This window comes from Ralstonia sp. A12, from assembly GCF_000801955.1.
Lineage (GTDB): Bacteria > Pseudomonadota > Gammaproteobacteria > Burkholderiales > Burkholderiaceae > Ralstonia.
Map to the genome: position 1 here is coordinate 25,599 of NZ_JSZO01000008.1, position 26,234 is coordinate 51,832.

The 26,234-nt window shown below is 62.9% G+C and carries 24 protein-coding genes; 14 read left to right on the forward strand and 10 right to left on the reverse strand.

Annotated elements, in window-relative coordinates; genetic code table 11:
- The first annotated feature begins 48 nt into the window (after positions 1 to 48).
- The 3 genes from PI87_RS11980 to PI87_RS11990 all read left to right on the forward strand — a co-directional run bounded on the left by PI87_RS11980 (position 49) and on the right by PI87_RS11990 (position 3,498).
- On the forward strand, positions 49 to 969 hold the full coding sequence (locus PI87_RS11980) for an amidohydrolase family protein (RefSeq protein ID WP_039597938.1): 921 nt from the start codon (positions 49 to 51) through the stop codon (positions 967 to 969).
- A 124-nt stretch (positions 970 to 1,093) separates the two neighbouring features.
- The gene (locus PI87_RS11985) at positions 1,094 to 1,846 is read left to right on the forward strand and encodes a class I SAM-dependent methyltransferase (protein WP_039597939.1); all 753 of its coding nucleotides are present in this window, start codon (positions 1,094 to 1,096) and stop codon (positions 1,844 to 1,846) included.
- 191 nt (positions 1,847 to 2,037) lie between these two features.
- Entirely contained in the window at positions 2,038 to 3,498 is a 1,461-nt protein-coding gene (locus PI87_RS11990) for a sensor histidine kinase (RefSeq protein WP_084209937.1), read from the forward strand.
- Here PI87_RS11990 and PI87_RS11995 read toward each other — a convergent pair.
- Positions 3,437 to 3,940: an acyl-CoA thioesterase gene (locus PI87_RS11995; RefSeq protein WP_039597940.1), complete on the reverse strand. Its 504-nt coding sequence runs from the start codon at positions 3,938 to 3,940 to the stop codon at positions 3,437 to 3,439. The genes PI87_RS11990 and PI87_RS11995 overlap by 62 nt on opposite strands.
- Positions 3,941 to 4,246: 306 nt before the next feature.
- Between PI87_RS11995 and PI87_RS12000 the strand changes: the two genes are divergently transcribed.
- Entirely contained in the window at positions 4,247 to 5,632 is a 1,386-nt protein-coding gene (locus PI87_RS12000) for a sensor histidine kinase (protein WP_039597941.1), read from the forward strand.
- A gap of 14 nt (positions 5,633 to 5,646) precedes the next feature.
- Here PI87_RS12000 and PI87_RS12005 read toward each other — a convergent pair whose 3' ends face one another.
- Positions 5,647 to 7,302, reverse strand: coding sequence for a GGDEF domain-containing protein (locus tag PI87_RS12005; RefSeq protein ID WP_039597942.1), 1,656 nt, complete (start codon positions 7,300 to 7,302; stop codon positions 5,647 to 5,649).
- Positions 7,303 to 7,630: 328 nt separating this feature from the next.
- Here PI87_RS12005 and PI87_RS12010 point away from each other — a divergent pair, with 328 nt between their 5' ends.
- The 4 genes from PI87_RS12010 to PI87_RS12025 are packed head-to-tail and all read left to right on the forward strand — an operon-like array spanning position 7,631 to position 11,571.
- Complete coding sequence (locus PI87_RS12010) at positions 7,631 to 8,506, forward strand: ABC transporter substrate-binding protein (RefSeq protein ID WP_052321496.1); 876 nt, start codon at positions 7,631 to 7,633, stop codon at positions 8,504 to 8,506.
- A 53-nt stretch (positions 8,507 to 8,559) separates the two neighbouring features.
- A complete protein-coding gene (locus tag PI87_RS12015) occupies positions 8,560 to 9,273 on the forward strand; it encodes an amino acid ABC transporter permease (RefSeq protein WP_084209954.1) in 714 nt (237 codons plus the stop codon).
- A complete protein-coding gene (locus PI87_RS12020; protein WP_039597944.1) occupies positions 9,270 to 10,043 on the forward strand; it encodes an amino acid ABC transporter permease in 774 nt (257 codons plus the stop codon). Before PI87_RS12015 ends, PI87_RS12020 begins: the two co-directional genes overlap by 4 nt.
- Positions 10,044 to 10,089: 46 nt before the next feature.
- The gene (locus PI87_RS12025; RefSeq protein ID WP_039597945.1) at positions 10,090 to 11,571 is read left to right on the forward strand and encodes an AMP nucleosidase; all 1,482 of its coding nucleotides are present in this window, start codon (positions 10,090 to 10,092) and stop codon (positions 11,569 to 11,571) included.
- A gap of 10 nt (positions 11,572 to 11,581) precedes the next feature.
- Here PI87_RS12025 and PI87_RS12030 read toward each other — a convergent pair whose 3' ends face one another.
- Positions 11,582 to 12,493, reverse strand: coding sequence for a LysR family transcriptional regulator (locus PI87_RS12030; protein ID WP_039597946.1), 912 nt, complete (start codon positions 12,491 to 12,493; stop codon positions 11,582 to 11,584).
- Positions 12,494 to 12,698: 205 nt separating this feature from the next.
- On the opposite strand from PI87_RS12030, the gene PI87_RS12035 reads away from it, so the two are divergent.
- Complete coding sequence (locus PI87_RS12035) at positions 12,699 to 14,192, forward strand: M20/M25/M40 family metallo-hydrolase (RefSeq protein ID WP_052321520.1); 1,494 nt, start codon at positions 12,699 to 12,701, stop codon at positions 14,190 to 14,192.
- Positions 14,193 to 14,215: 23 nt separating this feature from the next.
- Here PI87_RS12035 and PI87_RS12040 read toward each other — a convergent pair whose 3' ends face one another.
- From PI87_RS12040 to PI87_RS12070, 7 genes are all read right to left on the reverse strand, one after another.
- Positions 14,216 to 15,736: a carotenoid oxygenase family protein gene (locus PI87_RS12040; RefSeq protein ID WP_039597947.1), complete on the reverse strand. Its 1,521-nt coding sequence runs from the start codon at positions 15,734 to 15,736 to the stop codon at positions 14,216 to 14,218.
- A gap of 21 nt (positions 15,737 to 15,757) precedes the next feature.
- The gene (locus PI87_RS12045; protein WP_039597948.1) at positions 15,758 to 16,207 is read right to left on the reverse strand and encodes a DUF2141 domain-containing protein; all 450 of its coding nucleotides are present in this window, start codon (positions 16,205 to 16,207) and stop codon (positions 15,758 to 15,760) included.
- Positions 16,208 to 16,425: 218 nt separating this feature from the next.
- The gene (locus PI87_RS12050) at positions 16,426 to 16,650 is read right to left on the reverse strand and encodes a hypothetical protein (protein ID WP_039597949.1); all 225 of its coding nucleotides are present in this window, start codon (positions 16,648 to 16,650) and stop codon (positions 16,426 to 16,428) included.
- Positions 16,651 to 16,769: 119 nt separating this feature from the next.
- The gene (locus PI87_RS12055; RefSeq protein WP_039597950.1) at positions 16,770 to 17,573 is read right to left on the reverse strand and encodes a phytanoyl-CoA dioxygenase family protein; all 804 of its coding nucleotides are present in this window, start codon (positions 17,571 to 17,573) and stop codon (positions 16,770 to 16,772) included.
- A 134-nt stretch (positions 17,574 to 17,707) separates the two neighbouring features.
- Positions 17,708 to 18,715 (reverse strand): glycosyl transferase family 90, encoded by a 1,008-nt coding sequence (locus PI87_RS12060; protein ID WP_052321497.1) that lies wholly within the window; start codon positions 18,713 to 18,715, stop codon positions 17,708 to 17,710.
- 430 nt (positions 18,716 to 19,145) lie between these two features.
- Complete coding sequence (locus PI87_RS12065; RefSeq protein WP_039597951.1) at positions 19,146 to 20,567, reverse strand: heavy metal sensor histidine kinase; 1,422 nt, start codon at positions 20,565 to 20,567, stop codon at positions 19,146 to 19,148.
- Positions 20,567 to 21,253, reverse strand: a complete 687-nt coding sequence (locus PI87_RS12070; protein WP_039597952.1) for a heavy metal response regulator transcription factor — start codon at positions 21,251 to 21,253, stop codon at positions 20,567 to 20,569. The genes PI87_RS12065 and PI87_RS12070 overlap by 1 nt, the downstream gene beginning before the upstream one ends.
- A 167-nt stretch (positions 21,254 to 21,420) precedes the next feature.
- Between PI87_RS12070 and PI87_RS12075 the strand changes: the two genes are divergently transcribed.
- From PI87_RS12075 to PI87_RS12095, 5 genes are read left to right on the forward strand one after another with little or no spacing between them, the layout of a single operon-like run.
- A complete protein-coding gene (locus tag PI87_RS12075; protein WP_039597953.1) occupies positions 21,421 to 23,226 on the forward strand; it encodes a copper resistance system multicopper oxidase in 1,806 nt (601 codons plus the stop codon).
- Entirely contained in the window at positions 23,226 to 24,356 is a 1,131-nt protein-coding gene (locus PI87_RS12080) for a copper resistance protein B (RefSeq protein ID WP_157003114.1), read from the forward strand. The genes PI87_RS12075 and PI87_RS12080 overlap by 1 nt, the downstream gene beginning before the upstream one ends.
- A 32-nt stretch (positions 24,357 to 24,388) precedes the next feature.
- On the forward strand, positions 24,389 to 24,775 hold the full coding sequence (copC, locus tag PI87_RS12085) for a copper homeostasis periplasmic binding protein CopC (protein ID WP_039597955.1): 387 nt from the start codon (positions 24,389 to 24,391) through the stop codon (positions 24,773 to 24,775).
- A 3-nt stretch (positions 24,776 to 24,778) separates the two neighbouring features.
- On the forward strand, positions 24,779 to 25,717 hold the full coding sequence (copD, locus tag PI87_RS12090; RefSeq protein ID WP_039597956.1) for a copper homeostasis membrane protein CopD: 939 nt from the start codon (positions 24,779 to 24,781) through the stop codon (positions 25,715 to 25,717).
- A gap of 23 nt (positions 25,718 to 25,740) precedes the next feature.
- Positions 25,741 to 26,229 (forward strand): DUF411 domain-containing protein, encoded by a 489-nt coding sequence (locus PI87_RS12095; protein ID WP_039598137.1) that lies wholly within the window; start codon positions 25,741 to 25,743, stop codon positions 26,227 to 26,229.
- Positions 26,230 to 26,234 lie beyond the last annotated feature (5 nt).

Genomic DNA, 26,234 nt, shown 5'->3' on the forward strand with positions numbered 1-26,234 from the left:
TCACAAGATCATGACGACGCTCTTCACCCGTCGCCGCCAGGAGACCCCATGCCCACACGCCGTGCCTTCAACACCGGGTTGCTTGCCATGCTAGGTTCCACCGCCCTCGCCGGATGCGCCGCCACTGGCACGCGCGACGTTTCCACATCGAGCACACCACGCATCACCGGCATCGATACCCACGCGCACGTGTTCGAGCGCGGCCTGCCGCTGGCCAATGCGCGCCGTTATGCGCCGGGCTATGACGCACCGCTGTCGGCGTATCTCGCACAACTCGACGCGCATGGCCTGTCGAACGGCGTGCTGATCCAGCCGAGCTTTCTGGGCACCGACAACAGCTATCTGCTCGCCGCGCTCAAACAGGCACCACAGCGTCTGCGCGGCGTGGCGGTGATCGATCCGACAGCGCCCGAAACCTTGCTCACGCAGATGAATACCGAGGGCATCGTCGGCATCCGTCTGAACCTGATTGGCGCGCCAGACCCGCAGTTGAAATCGCCCGTGTGGCAGGCCGCGTTGGCACGCCTGCATGCGCTCGGCTGGCATGTGGAGCTGCACGTGGAGGCACGCCGCTTGCCCGCACTGCTGCAACCGCTTCTGGAAGCGCAGGTCAACGTGGTGGTCGACCACTTTGGCCGCCCCAACCCCGAGCTGGGTGTGGACGACCCCGGCTTTGGTGCATTGCTCGCTGCCGGCCGCACGCGCCGCGTGTGGGTCAAGATTTCTGGCGCTTACCGCAACGGAACCAACGGGCGCGGAGAAGCCATCGCCCAAGCCGCCATGCCACGCCTGAAAGATGCCCTAGGCCTGGACCGTCTGGTCTGGGGTAGCGACTGGCCGCACACGCAGTTCGAATCGCAGATCAGCTACGACAAGATGTGGGCCTTCCTTGACGTACTGCTGCCCAACGCGGCCGACCGCAAGCAAGTGCTGGTCGATACGCCAGCGCAACTGTTCCGCTTCGTCTAAGGCAATCCGCGCGTTCCCCCGGAGTTCTCGCGCGATACCCCATTTCGCCAATCACGAATTTCGCTGCACGGGTCACGCTCCTACACTGGCCGCTCCTCGTCCCCACAAGAACAAAGGAGCAGCCATGCAGCAGCATCGACTCGTCGACCAGCAATTCGGCCAGGTGGCCCAGGCCTATCTGACCAGCGCCGTACACGCCCAGGGTGCCGACCTGGAGGCGCTGGCTGCGCTGGCGCAATCGATGCCGCATGCCAAGGTGCTCGACCTCGGCTGTGGCGGCGGGCACGTGAGCTTTGCCATGGCACCGCATGTGGCGGCTCTGGTGGCTGCCGATCTGTCAGAAGACATGCTGGCCGTGGTGGCCGCTGAAGCTGCCAAGCACGGCATCAAGCAACTGCATACGCAGGCCGCCCGCGCAGAACACCTGCCTTTCGACGACGGTGCGTTCGACATCGTCGCCACGCGTTTCTCCGCCCACCATTGGTACGACGTACGCGCCGGGCTGGCCGAGGCGCGCCGCGTGCTCAAACCCGGCGGCAAGCTCGTCATCGTCGACATCATTGCGCCGGAAACCCCGCTGCTCGACACCTTGCTGCAAACCGCCGAGGTGCTGCGCGATGCGTCGCACGTGCGTGACTACCGTGTCTCCGAATGGCAAGCCATGCTGACCGAAGCCGGTTTCCAACCGGGCACACCGCGCACCTGGAAGCTGACGATGTCCTTTGATTCGTGGATTGCCCGCATCCGCACGCCGCAGGTGCGCGCCGATGCCATCCGCGACCTGTTCGACCGCGCCGCCGACGAAGCACGCCAGTACTTTGCCGTGGCACCTGATCATTCGTTTGCAATCGACGCGATGCTGATCGAAGCGGTCTAGTACGTTTTGTCCCATCCGTCGGAGGGGTTGTCCTTACTGGGCGCCCTTTTTGGGATTTCATTTAAGCCAGAATGAAAAAGATGTGACATCGGAACCCATGCGCGAAGGCAGGGAAAGCCAGTAATCTTGAGGGTCGCCGACAGTCTGCGTCGGTATTGGCGCCCGGTGCATCGCGCCGGCTTCCGACCAACATGTACGCCCTCTTCCCCGCCTTCGTCTCGTCGCTGTTTTTGTTCTACGGCGTGTATGTGCTGAGCACACGCGGTCGAACACGTGCAAGCCTGGCGTTCTTCAGCATGACTGTCCTCACCAGCCTCTGGCAGGGGCTGTGGGCGTTCCTGTTTCAGACCAGTGATGCCAACGTTGCGCACATCCTGGCGAAACTCGGCTGGATCGCCATCCTGATCGTCCCGACGGCGTTCTACCACTTCATGGCAGAGATCGCGGAGCGGGCGGAAGAGCGCCGCTGGATTCTCGCCTCGTACACGCTGGATGCCGTATTGATCACGCTGTTGCTCGGCACCCATTGGGTGATTGCGGGCGTCTGGCATTTTCCGTTTGGGTTCTATCCGAAAGCTGGCCCGCTGGAAGCCGTTCATATTGGTCAAACAGTGGTGCTGGCGCTGCGCAGCGCATGGCTGCTCTATGCGGCGCAACAGCACGCGACAGCGGAAAAGCGCAAACGCCTGTGGGTGTGCCTGTTCGGTCTTGGGCTCTATACCCTTTCCGCTGCGGACTATGCGGTCAACTATGGCGTCGCGTTCTATCCACCCGGCGTGATCTTCATTGCAGCCAGCCTGGGCATCATTGCGGTGGGCGTCGTGAAGTTCGATCTGATGCATCCGTATGCATTGGCTGCCACGGTGGCCCACGAAGTCCGCACGCCACTCGCGACCATCCGGCTGCAAGCTGGCGAGATCGCACGCGCGTGGCCCGATCTGTTTCGCGGCTACCAACTGGCAGTCGACAATGGCCTGTGCAACGATCGTGAGCCACTTTCGCCAGCCGTTCTTGAACGCGTCTCCAAATTGGCTGGCGCCATCAACGCGGAAGTTGCCAGCGCACACAGCATCATTGAAATGGCGCTTGCGTCGGTCACGCTGGAACGCCTGGACAAACGCACGTTCAGCGCGCACTCACTGCACGATTGTGTTGCCATGACGATGTCGCAGTATCCGTTCCAACCGGGCGAGCGCGAGCGGGTTCATGTCCGTGAATTTGACCCAGACTGGCATTTCGTTGGGTCCGATACGTTGCTGATGTATGTGCTGTTCAACCTCATCAAGAACGCCCTACACGCCATCCAGATCGCCAGGAAAGGCCAGATCGAGATCTCTGTCCGGCGCGATGCCGATGTGTATGTACTGGAAGTTCGAGACAACGCGACCGGCATCCCACCCGAGGTGCTCCGCCGCATCTTCGATCCGTTTTTTTCGACCAAGCATCACGGCAAGGGGGCCGGCGTTGGCCTGATGTTCTGTCGCCGCGTGATGCAGGCGTTCGGTGGCCGCATTCAATGTGAGTCGGTGGTTGGGGAATACACGCTGTTCTCCTTGCGGTTTCCCCAAACCTCAACGGTTCAACACAGCATTACGCAATTGCCAGCGACGCCTCCACTTCCAGCAGCTCGTAGTCCTTCGCACGCTGCATGACGTGCTCGGGCAACCGCTGGATGCTGCGGTCAGCGCCGGCAATCACGATCTGCTGGTAGCCAAGCGATACCAGCCGACCACCAGACATGAAGCGAAACACCAGATAGGCCGAGCACGACCGAATACGAAACGTATTCAGATAGCAATCGACCCGCTGGAAAGGAAAGGTTTCTTCCACGAATTCCTGATGTGCCCGCTTTGTGATGAAAATCACGTTGCCGCCCACCAGGTTTGCATCGACGCACTCGTAAAACCAGCGCTCGCGCGCCACACCCTGCCATTCAAAATAGCGTGAGAAATAGGTGTTGGCGAAAGCGTTGGAGTCTTTCAAATACACATCGAAAGCATGGTGGAAAGTCTGGCGTGCCGAAAATGGGGCGGAAAGATCTGCGTTGCGCAGGTATTGTTCAACCACTGCGTCAATAGATTGGCCTGTCGGCATGGTGTGCTCCGTCAATGGAAATGGCTGCAGGCGGCAGCCACGCATGCGCGGGAAATCCCACACACACTCCCATTCTTGCGATGCGCGTTAGGCTTGGTAACAGATAAATTGATTACCCCACGCGATACACCCTATTTCTGTTTCGACGCACAACACCGCGCGCTAAAGCCTCCTCAAATTCAACTCAAACAGAATATCGACAAAACACACGCGTTTTATCTACTCGCTCCTGCGATTACCGCTACGTTTGAGAATTTCCGACATTTTTCGTCGTGAATCTTGCCTTTCTGAGTGGCCTCAAATTCCATGTACGCGCTGTTACCGATCTTTGTTTCGTCCCTCTTCCTGCTGTGCGGCATCCATGTGCTGATGACACGATGGCGAACGCGAGCGGGCCGGGTATTTTTCTGCCTGACCGTTCTCATCGGTATATGGCAGGGGCTGTGGGCGTTTCTATTTCAGGCGAGCGACATCGGCACCGCACAGATGCTAGCCAAAGCGGGCTGGGTAGCAATTCTCGTGTTGCCCACGACGCTCTATCACTTCGCAACGGACGTGTCGGAGCATCAAGAGGACCACCGCTGGTTGCTGGCTGCGTACGCTCTGGACGTGATGCTCATTGCGCTCTTGCTGAGTAGTGAGCTGGTCATTGCCGGCGTACGGCATTTCCACTTTGGCTTCTATCCAAAGGCCGGTCCGTTGGAGGCGGTGCACATCGCCCAGACCATTGCGTTGGTGTCACGCAGCATGTGGCTGCTGTACGTGGGTCAGCAGAATGCCACGGCTGAAAAACGCAAACGACTGCGAACATGCCTATTTGGCGTTGGGCTGATTTCGCTATCTGCGGTGGACTACGCGACCAACTATGGCGTTGCGATCTACCCGCCCGGCGTGTTGCCGCTTGCCATTGCGCCCGGCACGATTGCTGTGGGCATCATCCTGTTCGACCTGATGCGCCCCTACGCGCTCGCCGCCACCGTCGCACACGAAGTACGAACACCACTGACGACCATCCGCTTGCAGGCCGCAGAGATCGCACACGCGTGGCCCGAACTCTTCCATGGGTACCGACTGGCGGTCGAACACGGTCTATGCCAACCGCCTTCGCATCCAGGCATGCTGGAGCGCGTGTCCAAGCTGGCGGGAACGATCTCGTCCGAGGTGGCTTCGGCGCATGGTGTTATCGACATGGCACTCGCTTCGGTCACCCTGGAACAACTGGATCGCCGCACCTTCGCCACCCACTCGCTGCGCGAATGCGTGGACACAGCGCTGGCGCAGTATCCATTTCAGTCCGGTGAACGAGAGCGCATAGAACTCCACGAGTTCAGCACCGACTGGCGTTTCATCGGCTCCGACACCCTACTCGTCTACGTACTGTTCAACCTTCTGAAGAATGCACTGCACGCCATTCAGATCGCGCGCAAAGGACATATCGAGATTGCGTGCCGGCAAACAGAAGACAGCTACGTACTGGAAGTGCGTGACAGCGCGACGGGCATTCCACCCACGATTCAACGCCGCATCTTCGATCCTTTCTTCTCCACCAAGCAGCACAGCAAGGGCTCGGGAATTGGGCTTACATTTTGCCGACGCGTGATGCAAGCATTTGACGGCAGCATTCAGTGCGAATCCGTGGTGGGGGAGTACACGCTGTTCTCGATGCGCGTTCCTAAGTCACCGCCAGGCTGATCACGGCTGTTGGCTCATTCCCCACCCACAACACTGCGCAACCCCGGCGCAGCATGGTGAAAACGCAACGTATTCCGCCCGCTGCGCTTGGCTTCATAGAGCGCCGTATCCGCGTGCTCGAACAGCACGTCCAGGCGCTCACCGTCCGGGGTCACCGTCACCACGCCGGCTGACAGCGTCACGTATTGCGCCACGGTAGAAGCCGCATGCGGGCGCGCCCGCTCGGCCACTGTGGCCACTACGCATGCCACGGCACCGCGCGCATCGTCCAGGCTCAAGTCAAACAGCATGGCGATGAATTCCTCGCCACCCACGCGGGCGATGAAATCATCGGGGTGACGGCACGCCATGCCCAGCGTGTCGGCCACCATGCGCAGGCAGTCGTCGCCCTGCAGGTGACCGTACGTGTCGTTGTATTGCTTGAAGCAATCGATGTCGAACAGCGCGAGCGTGACGGGGCGATTGTCGCGGCGTGCATGGTCCAGCAGGCGCGGTGCCTGCGTCTCGAAAAAGCGGCGGTTGAACAGGTGCGTGAGCGAGTCACGGTTGACGTCGTTCTCGAGCAGGCTGAGCTTGGCCTGCGTACGTTGCAACTCGCCACGCAGCGCATCTTGGGCGCTGGCCATGCCGGCACGCTGCAATTGTTCGACCGTCACATCGCGCAACAGCAGGAACACGCCGGTGTGCCGGCCACGCGCATCGTTCAGCCCCTCAAGCGTGATCTCCAGCGTGCGACCGGTGTCGTGCAACCAAACCTGGTGGCGATTGGGCAGGCGCGTGCGTTCAAACTCGCGCAGGATGCTCGGCACATTCAGCGCATCGGGCGGCAGCGCATGCAGCTGTGCAGTGGGCAGCAGGTAGCGTGCTGCCGCGTTGATGCTCGCGATAGTGCCGTCGCGCGCCAGAACGATACAGCCATCACGCATGGCTTCGATGATCTTGCCGCGCGCGTAGGCAGCGGTATCGCGCAAGCGCGGACGCAGCACGACCCAGCCGAGCAGCGCGGTGCTGACGGCGAAGGTAGCGGGTGTGAGATCGCCGCCCAGGGCGGTGGTCCAGCGTTGCAGATAGGCAAGGTGCGCAACCAGCGGCAGCAACTGCCCGCCCACAAGCGCCAGCCGCACCTGCGTGCGCGTGGCAGCGTGGGCGTACAGCACGTTGACCGCGTCGCTGGTGGGCAGTGTCAACAGCACCAGGCTCATTGCCAGCAGCACGTAGTTGTAGGCGGTGCCGACCCAGAAGATCGGCCCGTGGGCAAAGACCGCCCGCTGCACGCCGTCGATGAGGACAAAGCGCGCATCAAGCCAGACCAGGTGATGCAGCTCGTTGGTGGCAACCAGCCCCAGGAAGGCCGCGGCCACCAGCAGCGCGAGCACCCAGCCCGCGCGCACGATCGGCAACACGTTCAGCTCGGGCCGTGTGAGGCCGAGCACCAGGCGCAGCCAGGCGGCCGGCACCATCATGATCCCGAGGTAGGCCACCTTGGCCCAGCCCACGCGCACGGACATGTCGAAGGTGACGACCTCCATGAGCCGCGCACCGCTCCACAACGCGGTACCCAGCGCCAGCAGCATGAAGGCGGAGACTTCCGTGTCGTCGCGGCGCGGCCAAGACAGGCCGATCAACGCAATGGAAACGAGGGTGGCACAGGCCAGCGCGGCGATCAGCATGATCCGCGCTCGCGACGCCCACGATGCCCGAGAGAATGCCGGCGGAGGTTGTCGCCAGCCAGTTGGTCCACGTTGCACTCCCCCGTCTGTTTGTGCCTGCTTTTTCTTTTTTCTAGTGTATCGGCTACATCGCTGCGATGGGTAAATCGCGTGGTGCACGCTCGATCACCTGTCAAGCCCTATCGGCGGCAAATGTAAAAACTGAAGCGCTGCGCAAGGTTACGTGCACCAGAATCGGGCGGCACGCATATCGATCTGCCAACGAATTCGTTTGCGCGGTGCAACATCCACTTTACGCTGGGCCCCTCAAAATCTTCAGGGGGTAGTCATGCAAGCAGGATTCTCGGGGCGTTTCTCGTTGCAAGGCTTGGCGCGCGCGTCGCGTCAGGCGGTGGGCGTGGCCATTGGGGCGGCACTGGCGCTGGCCGTGTTGCACGCGCCGGCCGCCCGGGCCGATCGTCTGGATGACATCAAGAAGGCGGGCGTGCTGCGCGTGGGCGTGTTCGACGCCAACCCGCCGTTCGGCTATGCCGATGCCAAGACCGGCCAACCGGTTGGCCTGGATGTCGACTACGCACAGGAGATCGCCAAGAAACTGGGCGTCAAGCTGGAGCTGCGCGCCACCAACCCGGCCAACCGCGTGCCGCTGCTGACCTCGGGCAAGGTCGACCTGATTGCCGCCAATTTCACCATTACCGACGAGCGCAAGAAGCAGATCGACTTCAGCACGCCGTACTTTGCGAGCGGCCTGCAGTTCATTGCCAAGAAGGGCTTCCTCAAGCAGCCGGATGATCTGAAGAAGGATGGCATTCGCCTGGGCGTGGACAAGGGCACCACGCAGGAGACGACGCTGCGCGAGGGTTACCCCAATGCCCGCGTGATTGCCTATGACGACTCCCCCCTGGCGCTCACGGCGCTGCGCAGCGGTGCCATCCAAGCGTTCGCACAGGACGGTGCCAAGCTTGGCGCGCTGCTGGCAACGCTGCCCAATCGCAGCGAGCTGGAGATCTCACCGTTCGTGCTGACGCGCGAGTACATGGGCGTTGGCGTGCCCAAGGGCGAGACGCAACTCACCACCTCCGTCGACCAGATCCTGCAAGGCTTGGAAAAAGACGGCACCGCCGCCCGCATCTATGACCGCTGGTTCGGCCCGAAGAGCACCGCACCGCTGCCGCGTGACTTCGTGATCGGCAGCACCAAGTGAGCTTGAGTCTGCCCGCTTTCCTCCAGCCCCTGCCGCCGCGTTACCTCGGCTGGATGCTGGAGGGCTTCGGGATGACGCTGCTGGTGTCGGCAGCGGCTATCGCCGGTGGCTTGGCGCTTGGCCTGCTGCTGACCGCACTGCGCGCCAGCAACCAACCGTGGCTGACCCTGTCGGCGCGCGGGCTGGTTGCCTTCCTGCGCAAGACGCCGCTGCTGGTGCAGCTGTTCTTCTGGTATTTCGGGGCCGCGCAGTTGCTGGGTGAAAACGTGGTTGGCGCCATTACGGGCTTGAGCGGCATCGCGCTGGGCAACTGGCGGCTGCCAGCGCCATCGTTTGAATTCCTGGCGGCCGCATTTGGCATTGCGCTGTATGCCGGTGCGTTCTTCTCGGAAGAGTTGCGTGCCGGCATCCGGGCGGTGCCGCGCGGCCAACGTGAGGCCGCCTTGTCGCTCGGCTTCACGCCGCGGGCAGCATTCTTGTGCGTGGTGCTGCCGCAGGCGCTGCGCGTGTCGGCGCTGCCGCTGCTCGGGCAATGCGCCAACACCATCAAGAACACCTCGCTGGCCATGGGCATCGGGCTGGCAGAACTTTCCTACAGTGCACGGCAGGTCGAGACCGACACGCTGCTCGCCTTCCAGGCCTTTGCCGTGGCAACAGTGCTGTATGCAGTGGTGATCCTGCTGCTGCAATGGGCAGCGCCGCTAGTGCTGCGGCGGTTGGGCTGGGTATCCACTTCAGCAGTTGGGCTGGCTGGAGCCGCGGCATGACTGCAGAAGCCCTCCTCCTGCATCTACGGTATCTGCTGGTTGGTCCGTATCCGAATGGGCCACTGTCAGGCGCGGCGCTCACTGTGTGGATGGCGCTGCTGGCCTGCGTGGCGGCGACTGCGCTGGGTGTTGGCTGCGCATTGTTGCTGGATCGGCTGGATGCAAGATCGAACCGGCGTTGGCTGGCTCGCACCCTGCGTGGCGTGCTGGCGACGCTGCGGGCCATTCCCGTGCTGATGCTGATGTTCTGGGCGTACTTCCTGATCCCGATGGCGCTGGGCGTGGCCGTGCCGGAAACGGCTACGGTAGTGACCGCGCTGGCAGCCGTGGGTGCCGCCTACATCGCGCAAAGCATGGAAGCCGGCCTGCATGCGGTGGGCGCCGGGCAGCGCAATGCGGCGCTGGCGCTGGGCATGCGGCCCATGCAGGCACTGCTGACGATCGTGCTGCCGCAAGCGTGGCGCATCATGCTGCCGTCGCTGGCCAATCAGTGGGTGTCGACGGTCAAGGACACGTCGCTGGCGTACATCGTGGGCGTGGTGGAGCTGTCCACTGCCGCAGGCCAGGTCAACAGCCGCACGGTAGCGTATCCGGCAGAAGTGTTTGGCGCGGTTGCCGTACTGTACTTCCTGCTGTGCAGCGGGATCGAGGCACTGCCAAATTGGCTGCGCATGGCATCCAACACGCCCACGCCACAGCGGGCTCAAATGTCGACCTGGAAGCGCTTCCTGCGCTGGCGTGCGCGCCCCATCGCCGACGCGGTGACGTAAGCAACACGGCTATCTTGCGTTCACAAAACGTCGGTATCATCGGACTATGACCGATACCCGCGCTACCGCCCATCTCTATCCCGCGCACGACCTGGCGATCTGCACCGACGCCAACACCGCCGTCGAGCGCATCACCGCCATCTACGAGCGCTCCGCGCAGACGATTCGCGACCGCTTCCTCGCCTTCGCACGTGGTGAAGATTGCAGCGAAGACGGCTCCGCCTGCTACCCCTATCTCGGCATCACCGTCGACCCCAAAACGCTGGTGAGTGACGCGCGGCCCGCCTGGGGCACGGTGGCGTATCCGGGCGTGTACGGCACCACGCTCACGCGGCCGGATCTCTTCCGCGAGTATTACCGCGTGCAGATCGAGCGCCTGCTGCACTATCACAACAGCCCGGTGGTGGTGGGGGTGAGCAACCGGCCGATTCCGCTGCCCTTCGTGGTGGAAGCGTCCACGGTGGACATCACGCCCGAGCAGGCACGCGCACTGGGTGGCGCGTTCACGCTGCCCGACCTCGCGCAGATCGACGACTCCATCGCCAACGGCACTTATCGCCCCGAGGGTGACGAACCGCAGCCGCTGTCGATGTTCACCGCCGAACGCGTCGACCTGGCCCTGCAGCGCCTGTACCACTACACCGCCACGCATCCGAAGCACTTCCAGCGCTTCGTGCTGTTCACCAACTACCAGCGCTACGTTGATGAGTTTGCCGCTCTCGGCCGCAAGCTCATGGAAGACGGCAACGACGAGGGCTACATCCGCTTTGTCGAACCCGGCGATACGGTGCACGAACTCGGCACCCCGGCACCCGACGATGCGCACCGCATCAAGGGCCTGCCGCAGATGCCCGCTTACCACCTGGTGCGCGAAGACCGCCTGGGCGTGACGCTGGTCAACATTGGCGTAGGCCCATCCAACGCCAAGACCATCACCGACCACCTGGCCGTGCTGCGTCCGCATTGCTGGATGATGATCGGCCACTGTGGTGGCCTGCGCCGCTCGCAGCAGTTGGGCGATTACGTGCTCGCTCACGCCTATGTGCGTGATGACCACGTGCTCGATCAGGACCTGCCGCCGTGGGTGCCTGTGCCGCCCATCGCAGAAATTCAGGTGGCGCTGCAGGAGTCCGTGGCGCGCATCACGGGGCTGTCTGGAGCCGACATGAAATCGCGCATGCGCACCGGCACCGTGGTCTCCACCGATGACCGCAACTGGGAGCTGAAGTACCAAGCGCTGTACAGCCGCTTCAACCAGTCACGCGCGATTGCCATCGACATGGAAAGCGCCACGATTGCCGCCAACGGCTTCCGCCTGCGCGTGCCCTACGGCACCCTGCTGTGCGTGTCGGACAAGCCGCTGCACGGCGAGCTGAAGCTGCGCGGCATGGCCAACCTGTTCTATCGCCAGCGCGTGAGCCAGCACTTGGCAATCGGCATGGAAACCGTGCGCCTGCTGCGCGAGAACGGCGTTGAGGCGCTGCACTCGCGCAAGCTGCGCAGCTTTGACGAACCCGCTTTCCGATAAGCCCCCGGCGCTACTTCGGCGCCGGCAGCGCCTGACGCAGAAAGTCCAGAAAGACCCGCACCGCCTCGGGCAAGGTGCGGCCGGCCAGCGTCTGCAGTTCAACCGCACGCCCACGCATGCCGCGTTCGCGAATCTCCGCGGCATGCAACTCGCCGCGCTGTACGCGATCGCGCACCGTGGTCTCTCCGGCAATGGCAAGCCCGCCGCCATGCTGCACGAAGCTCAGGAGCCCGTCGAAGCGGTTGCTGACCAGCACTGGCTCGAACACGAGCCCGCGATGGCTGCAACTCATGTCGAATAGCTGGCGCACTGTGTTGTCGGGCCCCGAAAGCGCAATCGGAAACGGGTGCATCTGCGCCAGTGTCACGCTGTGCAGTTTCGCCAGCGCGTGGTCGGGCCGCATGATCGCGAACACCGAAGCCCGCTGCTGGTATTCCACGCGGATGCCCTGAACGGCGGCGCGGCTGTAGGTCAGGCCGATGTCCGCGTCGCCACGCAGCACCGCCTCGGTCACGCGCATGGGCTCTTCGGCGCGGAGGTCGAACTGGATGCCCGGATGCCGCTCGCGAAACGCCACGATGACGCGCGGCACAAACTCAATCGCAAAGCCATCGGAGCACGCAATGCGCACCCGCCCGCGTTGCAGCCCTTGCAAGCCTTGAATATCTGAGACGACACGCTCGGCCTCCAGCGCCCCGCGCAACGCGTGCGCAGCGAGCAGCTCGCCCGCCGCGCTCGGTGTCATGCCGCGCGGCTGGCGCTCGAACAGCGGCACGCCGAGCAGCTCTTCAAGCATCGCGACCTGCCGGCTAATGGCCGACGCACTGACGTGCAAACGCGCCGCCGCCTCCGTCAGCGAGCCGCTGCGAACAACCTCGAGAAAATAGCGTAGGGACGTTTCCTGCAGGCGATGGGACGACATGGGCGATGTAGGCGAGGCGCTTTTTTGCTTTGCAGAAAATGCAAAGATATCCCAAGAAAATTCTAATGGTCAAAAAGGTCACATGTGCTCAGACTGCTACGCACCGTTCGACCAGCTGAGTACGCCCATGCCTCTTCAGTTCGCAGACCGCCAAACTTTCGCGCCCCGCGCGGCGCAACGCCTGCTGGCACTGGTGCCGGCGCTGATGCTCGGTGCCGCCGGCCTGGCCGGCGCCGCGGAACTCTCCGTGGCAGACGCCGAACATCATGCCCAGGCGACCTATCGCGAGTACTTCGAGCTGCTGTCGCTGCCCAATGACGCCATCGTTCCGGAAGACGTCCGCAAGAATGTCGATTGGCTGGAGCAGGCGTTCCGCAAGCGCGGCTTCACGACAAAGCAGTTGGCCAACAACGGCAAGCCGATGCTGTATGCCGAGCTGCCCAACCCGGATGCCGCGCGCAAGACGGTGCTGTTCTATATGCACCTCGACGGCCAGCCGGTGATCCCCACGCAGTGGGCGCAGAAGAGCCCGTGGACACCAGTGCTCAAACGCAAGACGGCGCAGGGTAGCTGGGAAGAGATCGACTCGGCCCAGCTCTTCAGCGGCCCGCTGGACCCGGAATGGCGCGTGTTCGGCCGCTCGTCGGCTGACGACAAGGGCCCGATCATGATGATGCTGGCCGCTATCGACGCGCTGAAGGCCGGTGGTAACCAGCCGGCCGTCAACGTCAAGGTCATCCTCGACAGCGAAGAAGAGAAGGGCTCGCCCTCCATCAGCAAGGTGATGCAGGCAAACCGCGAACTGCTGCGCACCGATGCCATCGTGATCCACGACGGCCCCATGCATGCGAGCAATCTGCCGACGCTGATCTTCGGCAACCGCGGCGTCGCCGAGGCCAGGCTCACCGTGTATGGCGGCAAGGTGCCGCTGCACAGCGGGCACTACGGCAACTACGCCCGCAACCCGGCGCAGCAGATGGCCAGCCTGCTGGCATCGATGAAGAACGATCAGGGCCGCGTGACCGTGCCGGGCTACTACGACCACGTGAAGATCAGCGAGGCCGACCGCAAGATCATGGCGGCCGTGCCTGACGATGAGGCTGCGCTCAACAAGCGCCTGGGCATTGCGCATGCCGACAAGGTCGGCGCCAACTACCAGGAAGCGATGCAGTACCCCTCGTTGAACGTGCGCGGCATGGCGTCCGCAGCCATCGGCGACAAGGTGGCGAACATCGTGCCCGACAAGGCTGTCGCCGAGATGGATCTGCGGACCACGCCAGACTCCAGCGCGGCCTACCTCGGCAAGCAGATCGAGCAGTACATCGTTCGCCAGGGCTATCACCTTGTGAAGGACGCGCCGACCGACGAAGAACGTAGCCGCTACGACAAGCTCGCCAGCTTCTCGTATCAGAGCGAAGGTGCTGACGCTGCCGGCTCACCGATCGACTCGGCAGTAGGCAAATGGGCCTATCAGTCGCTGACCGACAGCTTTGGCACCAGCCCTGCGCCGGTGCGCATCCGCATGATGGGCGGGACGGTGCCCACCGCAGAAATCGTGGGCGTGCTGCAGGTGCCGTTTGCGATCATTCCGCTGGTGAACGCCGATAACAACCAGCACGCCGCCAACGAGAACCTGCGGATGGGCAACTACGTAAGCGGCGTGCGCACGATCTACAGCCTGCTGACCCACCCGCTTTGATGCTGGATGGCCAGGCACGCCCGCTAGGCCGCACGAAACAGCCCATGCAAGCCGAGCGGCGCCACGCCGTTCAGGCTTGCCACGGCCATCGGCCCTGCCGACAGGTTGCGCGCATCGAACGCCGTCAGCTTGGTGCAGCCGGCATCCACATCGAACACTGTGCCGATCAGCCACCCCTCGCCTTCACGCGCGCTGGCCGAGGCCGGTACGAACAGATGTTCCTCCACCATCACGTGCTGCGCGAAGCGGTACTGCTGCACCTGCCCTGAATCCGTATCGAAGCGCAGGATCGTGTCGAACCCGTGCAGTGCCTGCCCGTTGCCGGTTGGCGCCGTGCGGGCCACGGTAAACAACGCACGATGGCGCAATGCCGTGCGGCGCGGGTCGATCTTCGGAAACTCCGCCACGTGCTCGGTCACCGCCTGATCGGCACGACCCGTGCGCAGGTTCAGATGCAGTTGCGTCAAGCGCGCGCCGGGTGCCGGGCGGATCTGCCCGCGCATCAGCTCACGCAGCGTGGTAGTGACGATGGTGGCGTCGTCCGAGCGTACGTAGTCGAGGTGGATTTCCTGCCCATCCGGTGACGACCACGCATTGCCGAGGTGAAACACGAAGCCAGCCGGCAATTGCAACCAGCGCATGCGCGTGACGTCGTTCTTGTCGAGCACCAGCACACGCATCCCCAGCTCGGGCCGCCACACGTGCGCGTCAAGGAAGGACATGCCGGCACGCGAACGCTCCACGTCATAGATGAACGACGGTAGCAGGAACACCAGATGGTGCTGCGTCACGGCAAAGTCATGCACCATCGCCACGTCGGGCACCTTGACGGATTGCACGCGCTTGAGCGCACCATCTGCGCCCACGCAGTACACCGTCAGCAAACCCGCCGCGCTGCTCACGCCAAAGTTCCACAGCGTGCCATCGGGCTCCACCTTGGGGTGGGCGGAGAACGGCATGCCTTTGTAGTCGTCGCGCCAGGTCTGCACGCCCAGCGTGCGCAGTGAATCCGGATCGACGCGCGTGGCCGAGCCGCCCTCCCACAGCGCAAGCATCTCGTCGCCGTGCATCACGAGGCTGGTGTTGGCCACGTTGATGCTGTCGGGCGTGCTGACCGGCTCCATATCGGGGTTGGCGGTACCGAAGGTTGCACGCAGCGGTTTGCCGGCGGCGGTGTCGGCGACGAACTTGTCGGTGCGTACGAATACGCCGCAGTGCGTGACACCCTGTTCGCTGATGTCGTAGCGCTGGATCATGCCGTCGCCGTCGAACAGATGGTGGTAGCGCATGCTGCCAATCTCATGCCGCGCAGGGCCGTTGCGGTAAAACGCGCCGCGCAGCGCGGGCGGGAACGTGCCCTCCACCTTGAGCGCGCTGGTTGGCATGTCCGCACCGGCGCCCTGGTAGCCCGCCAGCCACGGATACTGCATACGGGCGGCAGCAAACCCTGCAGCCCATGGGTCCGCGCTGGCCGCCATCACGTCTTGCAGCGTCAGGCCAAACGGTGCGGCACCCAATGCCGCGAGGAAGGATCGGCGTTGCATGGCAGGCCTCCGGATCAATGGTCAGTGCAGATGGATGGTCACGCGCTGATCGGCTTGCACGTCGATCGCCGCATCGTCAAAGGACGGCGCGCCGAAGCGGCCTTTTGCATCGCGGCTGAAGCCGTAGGGCTCGACAGGAATACCGGCCGGATTGGTGCCGAGCTTGCCGTCGTTGTTGACGTCATGAAACACCGACAGCGCATAGCGTCCCGCCGGCAAGTCGGGATAGACAAAGGTGACGCTATTGCCCGACACGCTGTCGAGCGCGGCAATGTCTGCGCGCACGGCAGCATCGGGCTTGAGCCAACCGGTGGCATCACGAAACACTGCGGCGCGCACCGCGCCCTGGCGGCCCTGCGCGCCTTCAATAACAACCGTCAGCGTGGCGGCGGACGCGCCAGCCGCGGCCAGCATCAGTACCAGCGCGACGCCCGCGCGGGACACCAGCGGCGTTGAGAACACTGCAGTCATGGGAATCTCCTGAATTGGCGTGGCCGGATAGGGTTCCGGCGGTCAGGAGGCAGTCTAGGCAGGGGCCTTGGGGGCGTCGCCCACGGTGCGACGAAAGGCAGGCTGCGGGGTGCAAACGGTCGCCTGCATGCGATGAACGGGTCACGCCGTGGAGCAGACGCTGCCCGAAAAGCGCAGGCACCCGCACAGAAAAACGCCCGCTGCGTGGCGGGCGTTCTTTAATGCGACGACAGGCTGGAGAGGCGGTGCTCGGCCAGCAATACGCTGGCGCTCACGGCAAGCTGGGCAGAGATGAATCCCTCTGGCATCTCAACGTCCTCCCAGTCACACACGACATGGCCTGCGCGGCAGACCTGGAAACGCGCGGTCCATCGGCGGTCGTCACGCTGCAGTGAATCAACGAAGATCACGTGCGCGCCGTGTGTCACTTCCTGAATCGGCATGGTGTTTCCCCCGTTCTGGTCTTTGGAAGTCCACCTTAGCAAAGGCCCGTGACACAAATCTGTCCGCCGCACACCTACAAACGGGGGAAGGCAAACGTTGAACGCTCCCCCACTTCGCCTCAACCGACCAGCGGATCAGGCCGCGCCGAAGACCGCGTGCCCGGCATCGGGTGATTGTCAGGGCCGTAGTACGTAAAGACGGCAGAGAACTTGACCACACCAGTCTGATTGGCCCGCGCCGCGTGGAAGGTGTTGCAGTGGAAGAGCAGCACGTCACCAGGCAGCAGCGGCACGGGGCGGGCAGTGTCGATCAGCTCGCGGTTCTCGGGCAGGTCCTGGCGCAGAAAGAGCTTGGCGTCGAAACGGTCGGCGGGCAGTTCGACCTTGTGGCTGCCGGGGATGACCCACAGGCAACCGTTGTCGACGGTCTCTTCCACCAGTGCCAGCCATGAGGACACCAGCGCATTGCGCGCAAACGACCAGTAGCGGCTGTCGCGATGCCAATTGGTGGCCGTGCCAAAGGCCGGATGCTTGGTCATCACGCAGTTGTGGTGCGCAAGCGAGAGGTGTACCGGGCTGCCGATCAGCTGCGCGATCGGCCCGGCAACACGCGCATCGCGTGCCCATTCTGTGTAAGGTGTGCCGCGCGAATCCGCATCGAGCAGTCGGCGTACGGTCTGGCCGCCTTCCGCCTCGCGCGAGGAGGGTGCCCCGGCGTAGCCGACGTCGGTTTCCAGTTCCACGGGCGGGATGGCGCGCTCCAGCGCGTCCTTGGCAGCCGCCAGCAAGGTGGCGCACTCATGCTGACTGGCCAGACCCCGCAGTACGAGGTAGCCGTGCTCGTTGAAAAAGGCCTGTTGCTCAGTGGAAAGCGAATGCGCGGAGGTGGGCGCTGGTGCGCGCGTGTCGACAGACGCGGTCATGGCGGGAGAATCGTACGGAGACGGCGAAAGAGAAAGAGTGTAGCGCGCCGCCGCACTACCCGCTGACCAACCCGCACACCGCCCTGCCCTGGATCAAATGTTGTGCGGGTCGACCTAGCCGCGCTTTCCGCGCTTTACCAGAAGGCCTGTTGGCCCGAGAGACGAAAATACTTTGCGATCACCATCAAACCGAGCAAGCGCTCCTGATCGCGATTCAGGAATTGCGCCACCCACTGATTGGCATTGCGCACGATCGCCAATGCATCCCCTGGGAATTCTTGGTAATGCGCCATTTTTTCCTGGAGATCAGAGTAATCATCTTTCAGCAGAACGTAGTGAACGTCAGGAATCAGCCGCCCCTCCATGAACCACGTCTCATACCTCGGCCGCCGCATGAAGCACAGCGAATTGGACGACATGATCCATTTCAGGTTGGTGGCAACATCATTCCCCTCAACGCTGACGATGAACTTGTATTGCAGTTGCTCGGCAATGGTCATGGGCGCTTTGTAGGCGGCTTTTCCCAGCTCGGATTTTCGCGTATCGCCGATGTTGACGTGGGGCAAATCGTGGCACCGCTCGACAAACGCCTTGCGATGCTCCTGATGGCACGGACCCCGGAAAACGGCCATCGGCTTCTTATCGGCAAAATCAATCGTGTCGCCGGCAAGCGCAAAATGCCGAATCGCATCGAGCTTCAACAAGATGCCGTTATGCGCAGTGCTCTTGATCGGACGGCTTTTGACGAAAGCCGGCACCTTCGGCTCGGCGGTCACGTCTCCGCAATCGTAGTCAAAGTTGTAGCCCGGACCGAAATAGTCCATCAGATCAACAAGATCGTAGAAGTACGTGCTACCGATTTGACGTTCCTTGTCCACAACGGTGCTCGTTGAGGATTTCAACAGGAACTTGGAATACTCGATTGCATTGCCACTCGGATCGAACGCTTCCGAGATCGAGTTGTAGTAGCTCAGTCGGGTGAATACGTCCTGCAGGCCATCGCGATTGCCGTTTTTCTTCAGGAGCGTCTCAGCCCGGCCATTTTTCGTGGCGCGTGCAAGAAAATGGCTGGAGGCATTCGAAAAGTAGTACCAGAACTTTCTTGCGGAGACCCTACTCAGGCGATATTTGAGATGACGCATGAATCAAACAAGATGTCGCGGAAATTGATGCCAAGGATGGAGCGCTCCGACACGCTTCCTCAAAGAGTGCGATGCGAGGATGTTGTTTTTTGAACGGAAGTCGCTGGCCCACACACGATTATAAGTGGCGCATTAACCACTTTCTTGAGTTCTATGGACGCTCCGCGCCGCCAAGCGCGCTTCCCTTCTTCAGGCAGCGCTTTGACCCCGATTACCACTCGCATCTGCGGCGGGCCTCACTCTACCGTAAGTCGCTTGCGGCGATTCTGTTTCTTAGTGTGAATTCGCCGACTTCGGCGCCGGGCCTGCCCACGGTCAACTAACCGTTGTCATGGCGTCACACTTCTCGGCCAACACGGGCCGCACCAATCACATGAGCAATGCCGGCCCGTGCTCCACTTACCGGTCGCGCTGAAAACATCAACCGGCGCTAGACAACCGCATCAGCCGCAGCAATCGGATGCGGCAGATAAATGGAGAAGCGCGTGCGGCCATCGACACGCGCCACGGTAATGGTGCCGCCGTGCGCCACGACAATCGCTTTGGTAATGGCCAAGCCCAGGCCCGCGCTTTCCGACTCAGGCCGCGCGCGTGACCTGTCTGCGCGAAAGAAGCGCTCAAAGATGAACGGCAGGAACTGCGGCGCGATTTCGTTGCCGTCGTTGTCCACGGCAATCGTCACGCCCTCGCGCGCATCGCTGACCGAAACGACCACCTGGCCGCTGCGTGGGGTATGCCGGATCGCGTTGGACAACAGATTGCTCAGCGCGCGACGCAGCATGAGCCGGTCGCCCGTCACGTGGCCGTCGCCGTGCAGATCAAGCTGGACGGCCTTGTCTTCGGCCAGCGCGTCATAGAACTCGAACAGCGCGCGGATCTCGTCGTCGATGTGGATGGCCTCGGCATTCGGCAGCGTCAGGCTGTGCTCCATCTTGGCGAGGTAGAGCATGTCGGAGACCATCCGCGCCAGACGCTGCAGCTCCTCCGCGTTTGAGGTCAGCACATCGCGATACTGGGTGCTTGCGCGCGGCTGGGCGAGTACGACCTCGGTTTGCGTAAGCAGGTTGGTGATGGGTGTGCGCAGTTCGTGTGCGATATCGGTGGAAAAGTCCGACAACCGGCGGAAATCGTTCTGCAGCCGTTCGAGCATGGCGTTCAGGGTAACGGCCAGATCGGCAACCTCAACCGGCACGGACGCAACCGGCATGCGCTCGTCAAGTTTGTCAGCCGTCACCGTGCGCGCACGCGAGGCCATGGTGCGCAGCGGCGCCAGACCCCGACGCGCGGCCCACCATCCGAACAGGCCGGTCGCCAGCGCCGCCACGGCAATGTAGAACGCCAACGTGCCCCGGAACGTATGCAGGAAGTGCGCGTGGATGTCGGTATTGATGCCAAGCAGGAGATCCAGCGCGCCAGACGATCCATCGTGCAGCGGGATGCTCGCGTGCATGCCCCGGTACTGCTGGCCAGCTTGCTCCCAGACCAGCGCGTCGTTGTTGTGACGTGGCGCCATCAATGCCTGCGTTGCGGCCTGGAAATCGAAGTCCTTGGTCGCGTACAGAATGTTGCCGTCTGGCCCCTGGATGCGCGCAACAAGGTCCGTGCGATGCACGAGCGCTTCGCGGATGCGCTCCGGCACCTGCGGGGCGGGGTTCGACTCAGCGATCTTCTGGATGACGCTGACGTTCTCGCGCAATGCGGTGTAGTCCTCCACCGCAAAGTGGTGGTCCATGGCCAGCGCAATCACCACGCCCAGGCCGAGCAGGACGGCGGTCGAGCACAGCGCGAAATACGCCGTCAGCCGCGTGGTCAGGGAAAGCTGCCCCCGAACTTGCCCCCGATTTTGTTCCATCACGCCGCATCCTCGGGGTCTTCGAGCACATAGCCCATGCCGCGCACGGTGTGGATCAGCTTCGGCTCAAAGTTGTCGTCGATCTTGGCGCGCAGGCGGCGGATGGCAACGTCGATAACGTTGGTGTCGCTGTCGAAGTTCATGTCCCAGACCTGCGAGGCAATCAGCGAACGCGGCAGGACCTCGCCGCTGCGTCGGGCGAGCAGCTCCAGCAAGGAGAACTCCTTGCTCGTCAGCGCAATCTTCTGGCCCGCACGCGATGCACGTCGACGGGCCAGGTCCAGGACGAGATCGGCCACCTGGATCCGATCGGCGGTGACGGCACTGGTCCCCCGGCGCAGCAGCGTACGCACACGCGCCAGCAGTTCGACAAAGGCGAACGGCTTGACGAGGTAATCATCCGCACCGAGTTCGAGCCCTTTGACCCGGTCCGCCACGCTGTCGCGCGCCGTGAGGAACAGCACCGGCACGGCGAGGTCCCTTGCCCGCACCGATTGGACGATCTGCCAGCCGTCCAGATCGGGCAGCATCACGTCCAGGATCAGCAGGTCGTAATCACCGGTCAGGGCCAAGTGCCGGCCGTCGATGCCATTGCGGGCCAGATCCACCACGAAGCCGGCTTCAGTCAGGCCTTGCTGGAGGTATTCGCCGGTTTTGGCTTCGTCTTCGACGACTAGCAGCTTCATATCGCACCCAAATCACATGCCACGCGCTGTGGTTTATCCATGGGCGGTAGAGTACCCCGCCCGAGGCAACCTGACGCGAACATGACCGATTTGTAATGTGTTGGTCAGGTCTGGGTAGCCCGCACCTAAGTAACCTGCACCGGACATTACAAAAGGAAAACCCGACCATGCGCAGTCACCGTCCATCCGGTCCATCAGGCATCGTGCTACCGAACCTGCCGCGCAGGCGATTCGTGCAGGGCCTGGCCGCCGGTGGGGTGATCACCGGACTGGGGCTGGGTGGCTTCACTTCGTCGCTGGCGGCATCCGGCACATCGGCCGCATCCACTGTGCTGGGGTCTGCGCCGGTGCTGCGTGGCACCGAATTCGATCTGGTCATCGACGAGACGCCCGTGAACTACACCGGCAAGCCGATGATGGCCACCACCATCAACGGCATGCTGCCGGGCCCGACGTTGCGCTGGCGCGAAGGCGACACGGTCACCGTGCGCGTGACCAACCGCCTGCGCGAGCACACATCGATCCACTGGCACGGCATCATCCTGCCGTTCCAGATGGACGGCGTACCCGGCATCAGCTTCAACGGCATCCCACCCGGCGAGACCTTTACCTACCGCTTCAAGGTGCAGCAAAGCGGCAGCTACTGGTACCACTCGCACTCGGGCTTTCAGGAGATGACCGGCGTCTATGGCGGCCTCATCATTGACGCCGCCGCCGGCGACCCGATCCGATCGGACCGTGATCACACCGTCCTGCTGTCGGACTGGACGGATGAAGACCCGATGCGGATGATCGCCAAGCTCAAGACGCAGGGTGACTACTACAACTACCACCAGCCCACGGTGGTGGACTTCTTCCGCGATGTCTCCAACGATGGTTGGAAGGCCGCCATGAGCAAACGGAAGATGTGGAACGAGATGCGCATGAGCCCGACCGATCTGGCCGACGTCTCCGGTGCCACGCTCACCTATCTGACCAACGGCGTCACGCCCGCCGGCAACTGGACGGGCCTGTTCTCGCCGGGCGAGACGGTGCGACTGCGCTTCATCAACGGGTCAGGCAATACCTTCTATGACGTCCGCATCCCGGGGCTCAAGCTCAAGGTCGTTCAGGTGGATGGCCAGAACATCGATCCGGTGACGGTGGATGAGTTCCGCTTCGGTCCCGGCGAGACCTGCGATGTGCTGGTCGCGCCCAAGGACGACGCCTATACGATCTTCTCGCAGTCGATGGACCGCAGCGGCTATGCGCGCGGCACGCTGGCGGTACGCCAAGGCTTGCAGGCAGCGGTGCCGGCGCTCGACAAGGTGCAGTGGCTTTCCATGTCGGACATGATGGGAGACATGGGTGCCATGGGGCACAGCGGTATGGACCACGGCAGCATGCCGGGTATGGACCATGGCCAGCATGCCGCGCACGGTGGCTCGCCGGACGACCTGAAAGTGCCGAGCAAGGTCGCACGGCATGCGCGCACGGAGTACGGGCCCAGCACCGACATGCGTGTCGACATGGCGCGTACCAACCTGGACGATCCGGGCATCGGCTTGCGCAACAACGGACGGCGCGTCCTGGTGCTTGCCGATATGCACACCGTCGGCGGCCCGATCGACAAACGTGGTCCAGAGCGTGAAGTGGAGCTGCACCTCACCGGCAACATGGAACGCTACACGTGGTCGATCGACGGCGTGGAGTTCGGCAAGTCAACGCCCGTGCATTTCCGCTATGGCGAACGGCTGCGGGTCATCCTCCACAACGACACGATGATGACGCACCCCATGCACCTGCACGGGATGTGGAGCGATCTCGAGGCACCCGACGGCACGTTCCTGGCACGCCGGCATACGCTCCCAGTTCAACCGGCGCAACGGATCAGCTTTCTTGTCACCGCAGACGCGCTAGGCCGCTGGGCATGGCACTGCCACCTGATGTTGCACATGGACGCGGGCATGTTCCGCGAAGTGGTGGTGGCCTGATGCTCGACTTTCATAGCGGAACACACATGCGCAAGCACGCACGAACACTTCTGACGGTCGCGCTGGCCGCCGCCGGCATCAGTACAGCCTCGGCCCAGGAATATCAACCGATGAGCGCGGAGCCAGCCCCGGCGTCCTCATCAAGCAGTCGCCCATCGCATGAGATAGATCACGGCTCAATGCAGGGCATGGACCATGGCTCGATGCAGGGCATGGACCATGGCTCGATGCAGGGCATGGACCATGGCTCGATGCAGGGCATGGACCATGGCTCGATGCAGGGCATGGATGACAGCTCCATGCAGAGCATGGACGGTGGTTCAATGCAGGGCATGGACCACAGCGCAATGCAGGGCATGGACCACGGCAGCATGAAGATGCAAGGCGGTTCAGCGCCGCCCGACGCCCGTGATCCTGATGCGTATTCAGGCGGGTACCGCGTCGGCGTTGGCACATACGCACTCGACGATAGCCACCACATGATGAAGATGGCGGATCAACACCTGTTTGGTTCTGTGCTGGTAGATCGGCTGGAGTGGGTGCATGCCAACAACGCAAACGCAACCGCCTACGAAATGCAGGCTCGCTACGGCACGACGTACGACAAGGCCGTGCTCAAGGCAGAGGGCGACATCGAAAAGGGGCGCTTTGAAGAGGCGCGCACCGAGCTGCTATGGAGCCATGCTGTATCGACGTTCTGGGATACGCAGCTCGGCGTTCGAAACGATGCAGGCTTTGGCCGCCCGGCGCGCAACTGGGTAGCGTTCGGCGTGCAAGGTCTGGCGCCATACTGGTTTGACGTGGAAGCAACCGCCTATGTAGGCACCAACGGCCGCACGGCCTTGCGCTTGTCCAGCGAATACGAACTGCTGCTGACCCAGCGGCTGATCCTGCAGCCGCGCATTGAAGCCAACTTCTACGGCAAGCGTGATCCGGATCTGGCAATCGGTGCAGGGCTGTCCACCGCAACGGCAGGCCTGCGGCTGCGTTACGAGTTCAGCCGACAGTTTGCCCCGTACATCGGCGTTGAGCGCAGCCAGTCGTTTGGTGCGACGGCCAACATGATTGAAGCCGCCGGCGGCCGCCGTGGCGAAACCCGCGTTGTTGCGGGTGTGCGATTCTGGTTCTAACGTTTTTACCTACCAACCTTGTGAGTGCCCCCATGTTCACGTCTCGTTTCGCTAGCCGCGCCATCATCGGCGCCGCTTTCGCCGTCATGGCTTCGGCGGCGGTTGCGCATCCGAAGCTGGTCTCTTCCACACCGGCGGACAACGCAGAAGTTGCCGCGCCCGCCAAGATCGAGCTGCATTTCTCCGAGACCCTCATGCCGCAGTTCTCGGGCGCGAATCTGCTGATGACCGGCATGCCCGGCATGGCAGACCACGCACCGATGAAGGTCGAGACGAAAGTGTCGAGGGGTGAGGACGACAAGACCATGGTCATCACGCCCGTGCAGCCGCTGCCTGCTGGCACCTACCGCGTGGATTGGCGTGCCGTGTCGGCGGACACCCACAACGTGAAGGGCGCTTTCTCGTTTCAGGTGAAGTAAGCCGTGCCGGAAGATTGGCTCGTTGTCGCGTTGCGGTTTGGGCTTTACGTCGCGTTGACGGTCCCGTTTGGCGTGGCCTTCTTCGGCATCCATGCCATGCAGCCAGACGATCGCAACTCAACGTTGGCACGGCGGTACGTTTGCGTAGTTGGCTTCGCTACCGCTCTCGGCATCGTGCTGTCGCTGGCGAGCATGGTTGTGATGGCCAAGGCGATGGCGGGCGTGGACACGTACGCCGAGCTGACGGCCCATGTCTTCGACATGATCTTGACTGCCACCCCGGTAGGACTGTCCTGGACGGTACGCGTGGTGGCCTTGTTTGCCGTGCTCGCCGCCATCGCCTTGCTGCGCACACATCCTGCGTTGCGCTTTGGCGCGCTGTCCATCCTGGGCGCCATTGCGTTGGCAACGCTCGCCTGGACGGGGCACGGGGCGATGAGCGACGGTGCACTGGGCGCACTGCATCTCGCGTCTGACATCGCCCACCTGCTGGCCGCCGGTGCATGGGTGGGTGCGTTGTTTGCGTTCGTCGTTCTTTCAATACACGCGCGAGGGCCCTCGCCCGCCACTGCCACGCACGCTGCACTGCTTGGCCGTACGGCTGACGGCTTTGCCCGCGTCGGCACGGTAATCGTCGTGACGTTGGTCGTAACAGGGCCGCTCAACTACGGGCTGATCGTCGGCCCCACCGTAGACGGTTTGCTGACCACAGCCTACGGTCGCTTATTGGTCGCGAAGCTGGCGCTGTTTGCGGGGATGCTGGCGCTGGCCGCCGCCAACCGGTATCGATTGAGCCCACGCCTGGCGCTCGCATTGCAAAACGGGGATCACGCCGCGGCCGTGACAACGCTGCGCCGAAGTCTGACGACAGAAACCAGCCTCGCCTTAGCCGTCCTCGCCTTGGTGTCCTGGCTGGGCGTGCTTTCACCCCCCGGGGCCTGACGACCTTCTTGCTCGACAACACCATGCCCACGACATTGCCAACCCAACCACTGTCTCGAACCCGACGCGCTTTCGCCTTCGGGCTGGCGCTCCTGCCTGCCATGGCAATCGCACAGAAAGCGGCATCCAAACCTGTCGTCGAGGTTTGGAAAACCCCCACCTGCGGTTGTTGCAAGGATTGGCTCACACACCTGCACGACAACGGTTTCGACGTGGTTGCGCATGATGTTGAAGACACTGTTGAGGCCAGAAAAGCGACGCGGATGCCCGAGCGCTACGCCTCTTGCCACACCGGCATGGTGCAAGGGTACGCGTTGGAAGGCCATGTGCCGGCACGCGAAATCAAACGGCTGCTGCGCGAGCGGCCAAAAGCAGTTGGCCTGGCCGTACCGAGCATGCCGCTTGGCTCGCCCGGGATGGACGGGCCCGCCTACGGTGGCCGCCGCATGCCCTACGACGTGTTGCTGATCAGCGCCGATGGTCAATCGACCGTGTATCAGGCTTATCGCTGATCTGC

Bases quoted from the DNA above. Each gene is read 5' to 3' on its own strand.
- PI87_RS12040 (WP_039597947.1), bottom strand. From the start codon at position 15,736: ATGCAACGCCGATCCTTCCTCGCGGCATTGGGTGCCGCACCGTTTGGC.
- PI87_RS12000 (WP_039597941.1), top strand. From the start codon at position 4,247: ATGTACGCGCTGTTACCGATCTTTGTTTCGTCCCTCTTCCTGCTGTGC.
- PI87_RS12045 (WP_039597948.1), bottom strand. From the start codon at position 16,207: ATGACTGCAGTGTTCTCAACGCCGCTGGTGTCCCGCGCGGGCGTCGCG.
- PI87_RS11990 (WP_084209937.1), top strand. From the start codon at position 2,038: ATGTACGCCCTCTTCCCCGCCTTCGTCTCGTCGCTGTTTTTGTTCTAC.
- PI87_RS12035 (WP_052321520.1), top strand. From the start codon at position 12,699: ATGCTCGGTGCCGCCGGCCTGGCCGGCGCCGCGGAACTCTCCGTGGCA.
- PI87_RS12015 (WP_084209954.1), top strand. From the start codon at position 8,560: ATGCTGGAGGGCTTCGGGATGACGCTGCTGGTGTCGGCAGCGGCTATC.
- PI87_RS12075 (WP_039597953.1), top strand. From the start codon at position 21,421: ATGCGCAGTCACCGTCCATCCGGTCCATCAGGCATCGTGCTACCGAAC.
- PI87_RS11985 (WP_039597939.1), top strand. From the start codon at position 1,094: ATGCAGCAGCATCGACTCGTCGACCAGCAATTCGGCCAGGTGGCCCAG.
- PI87_RS11995 (WP_039597940.1), bottom strand. From the start codon at position 3,940: ATGCCGACAGGCCAATCTATTGACGCAGTGGTTGAACAATACCTGCGC.
- PI87_RS12005 (WP_039597942.1), bottom strand. From the start codon at position 7,302: ATGCTGATCGCCGCGCTGGCCTGTGCCACCCTCGTTTCCATTGCGTTG.
- PI87_RS12080 (WP_157003114.1), top strand. From the start codon at position 23,226: ATGCTCGACTTTCATAGCGGAACACACATGCGCAAGCACGCACGAACA.
- PI87_RS12050 (WP_039597949.1), bottom strand. From the start codon at position 16,650: ATGCCGATTCAGGAAGTGACACACGGCGCGCACGTGATCTTCGTTGAT.
- PI87_RS12095 (WP_039598137.1), top strand. From the start codon at position 25,741: ATGCCCACGACATTGCCAACCCAACCACTGTCTCGAACCCGACGCGCT.
- PI87_RS12025 (WP_039597945.1), top strand. From the start codon at position 10,090: ATGACCGATACCCGCGCTACCGCCCATCTCTATCCCGCGCACGACCTG.
- PI87_RS12020 (WP_039597944.1), top strand. From the start codon at position 9,270: ATGACTGCAGAAGCCCTCCTCCTGCATCTACGGTATCTGCTGGTTGGT.
- PI87_RS12065 (WP_039597951.1), bottom strand. From the start codon at position 20,567: ATGGAACAAAATCGGGGGCAAGTTCGGGGGCAGCTTTCCCTGACCACG.
- PI87_RS12060 (WP_052321497.1), bottom strand. From the start codon at position 18,715: ATGCGTCATCTCAAATATCGCCTGAGTAGGGTCTCCGCAAGAAAGTTC.
- PI87_RS12055 (WP_039597950.1), bottom strand. From the start codon at position 17,573: ATGACCGCGTCTGTCGACACGCGCGCACCAGCGCCCACCTCCGCGCAT.
- PI87_RS12070 (WP_039597952.1), bottom strand. From the start codon at position 21,253: ATGAAGCTGCTAGTCGTCGAAGACGAAGCCAAAACCGGCGAATACCTC.
- PI87_RS11980 (WP_039597938.1), top strand. From the start codon at position 49: ATGCCCACACGCCGTGCCTTCAACACCGGGTTGCTTGCCATGCTAGGT.
- PI87_RS12010 (WP_052321496.1), top strand. From the start codon at position 7,631: ATGCAAGCAGGATTCTCGGGGCGTTTCTCGTTGCAAGGCTTGGCGCGC.
- PI87_RS12030 (WP_039597946.1), bottom strand. From the start codon at position 12,493: ATGTCGTCCCATCGCCTGCAGGAAACGTCCCTACGCTATTTTCTCGAG.
- copC (WP_039597955.1), top strand. From the start codon at position 24,389: ATGTTCACGTCTCGTTTCGCTAGCCGCGCCATCATCGGCGCCGCTTTC.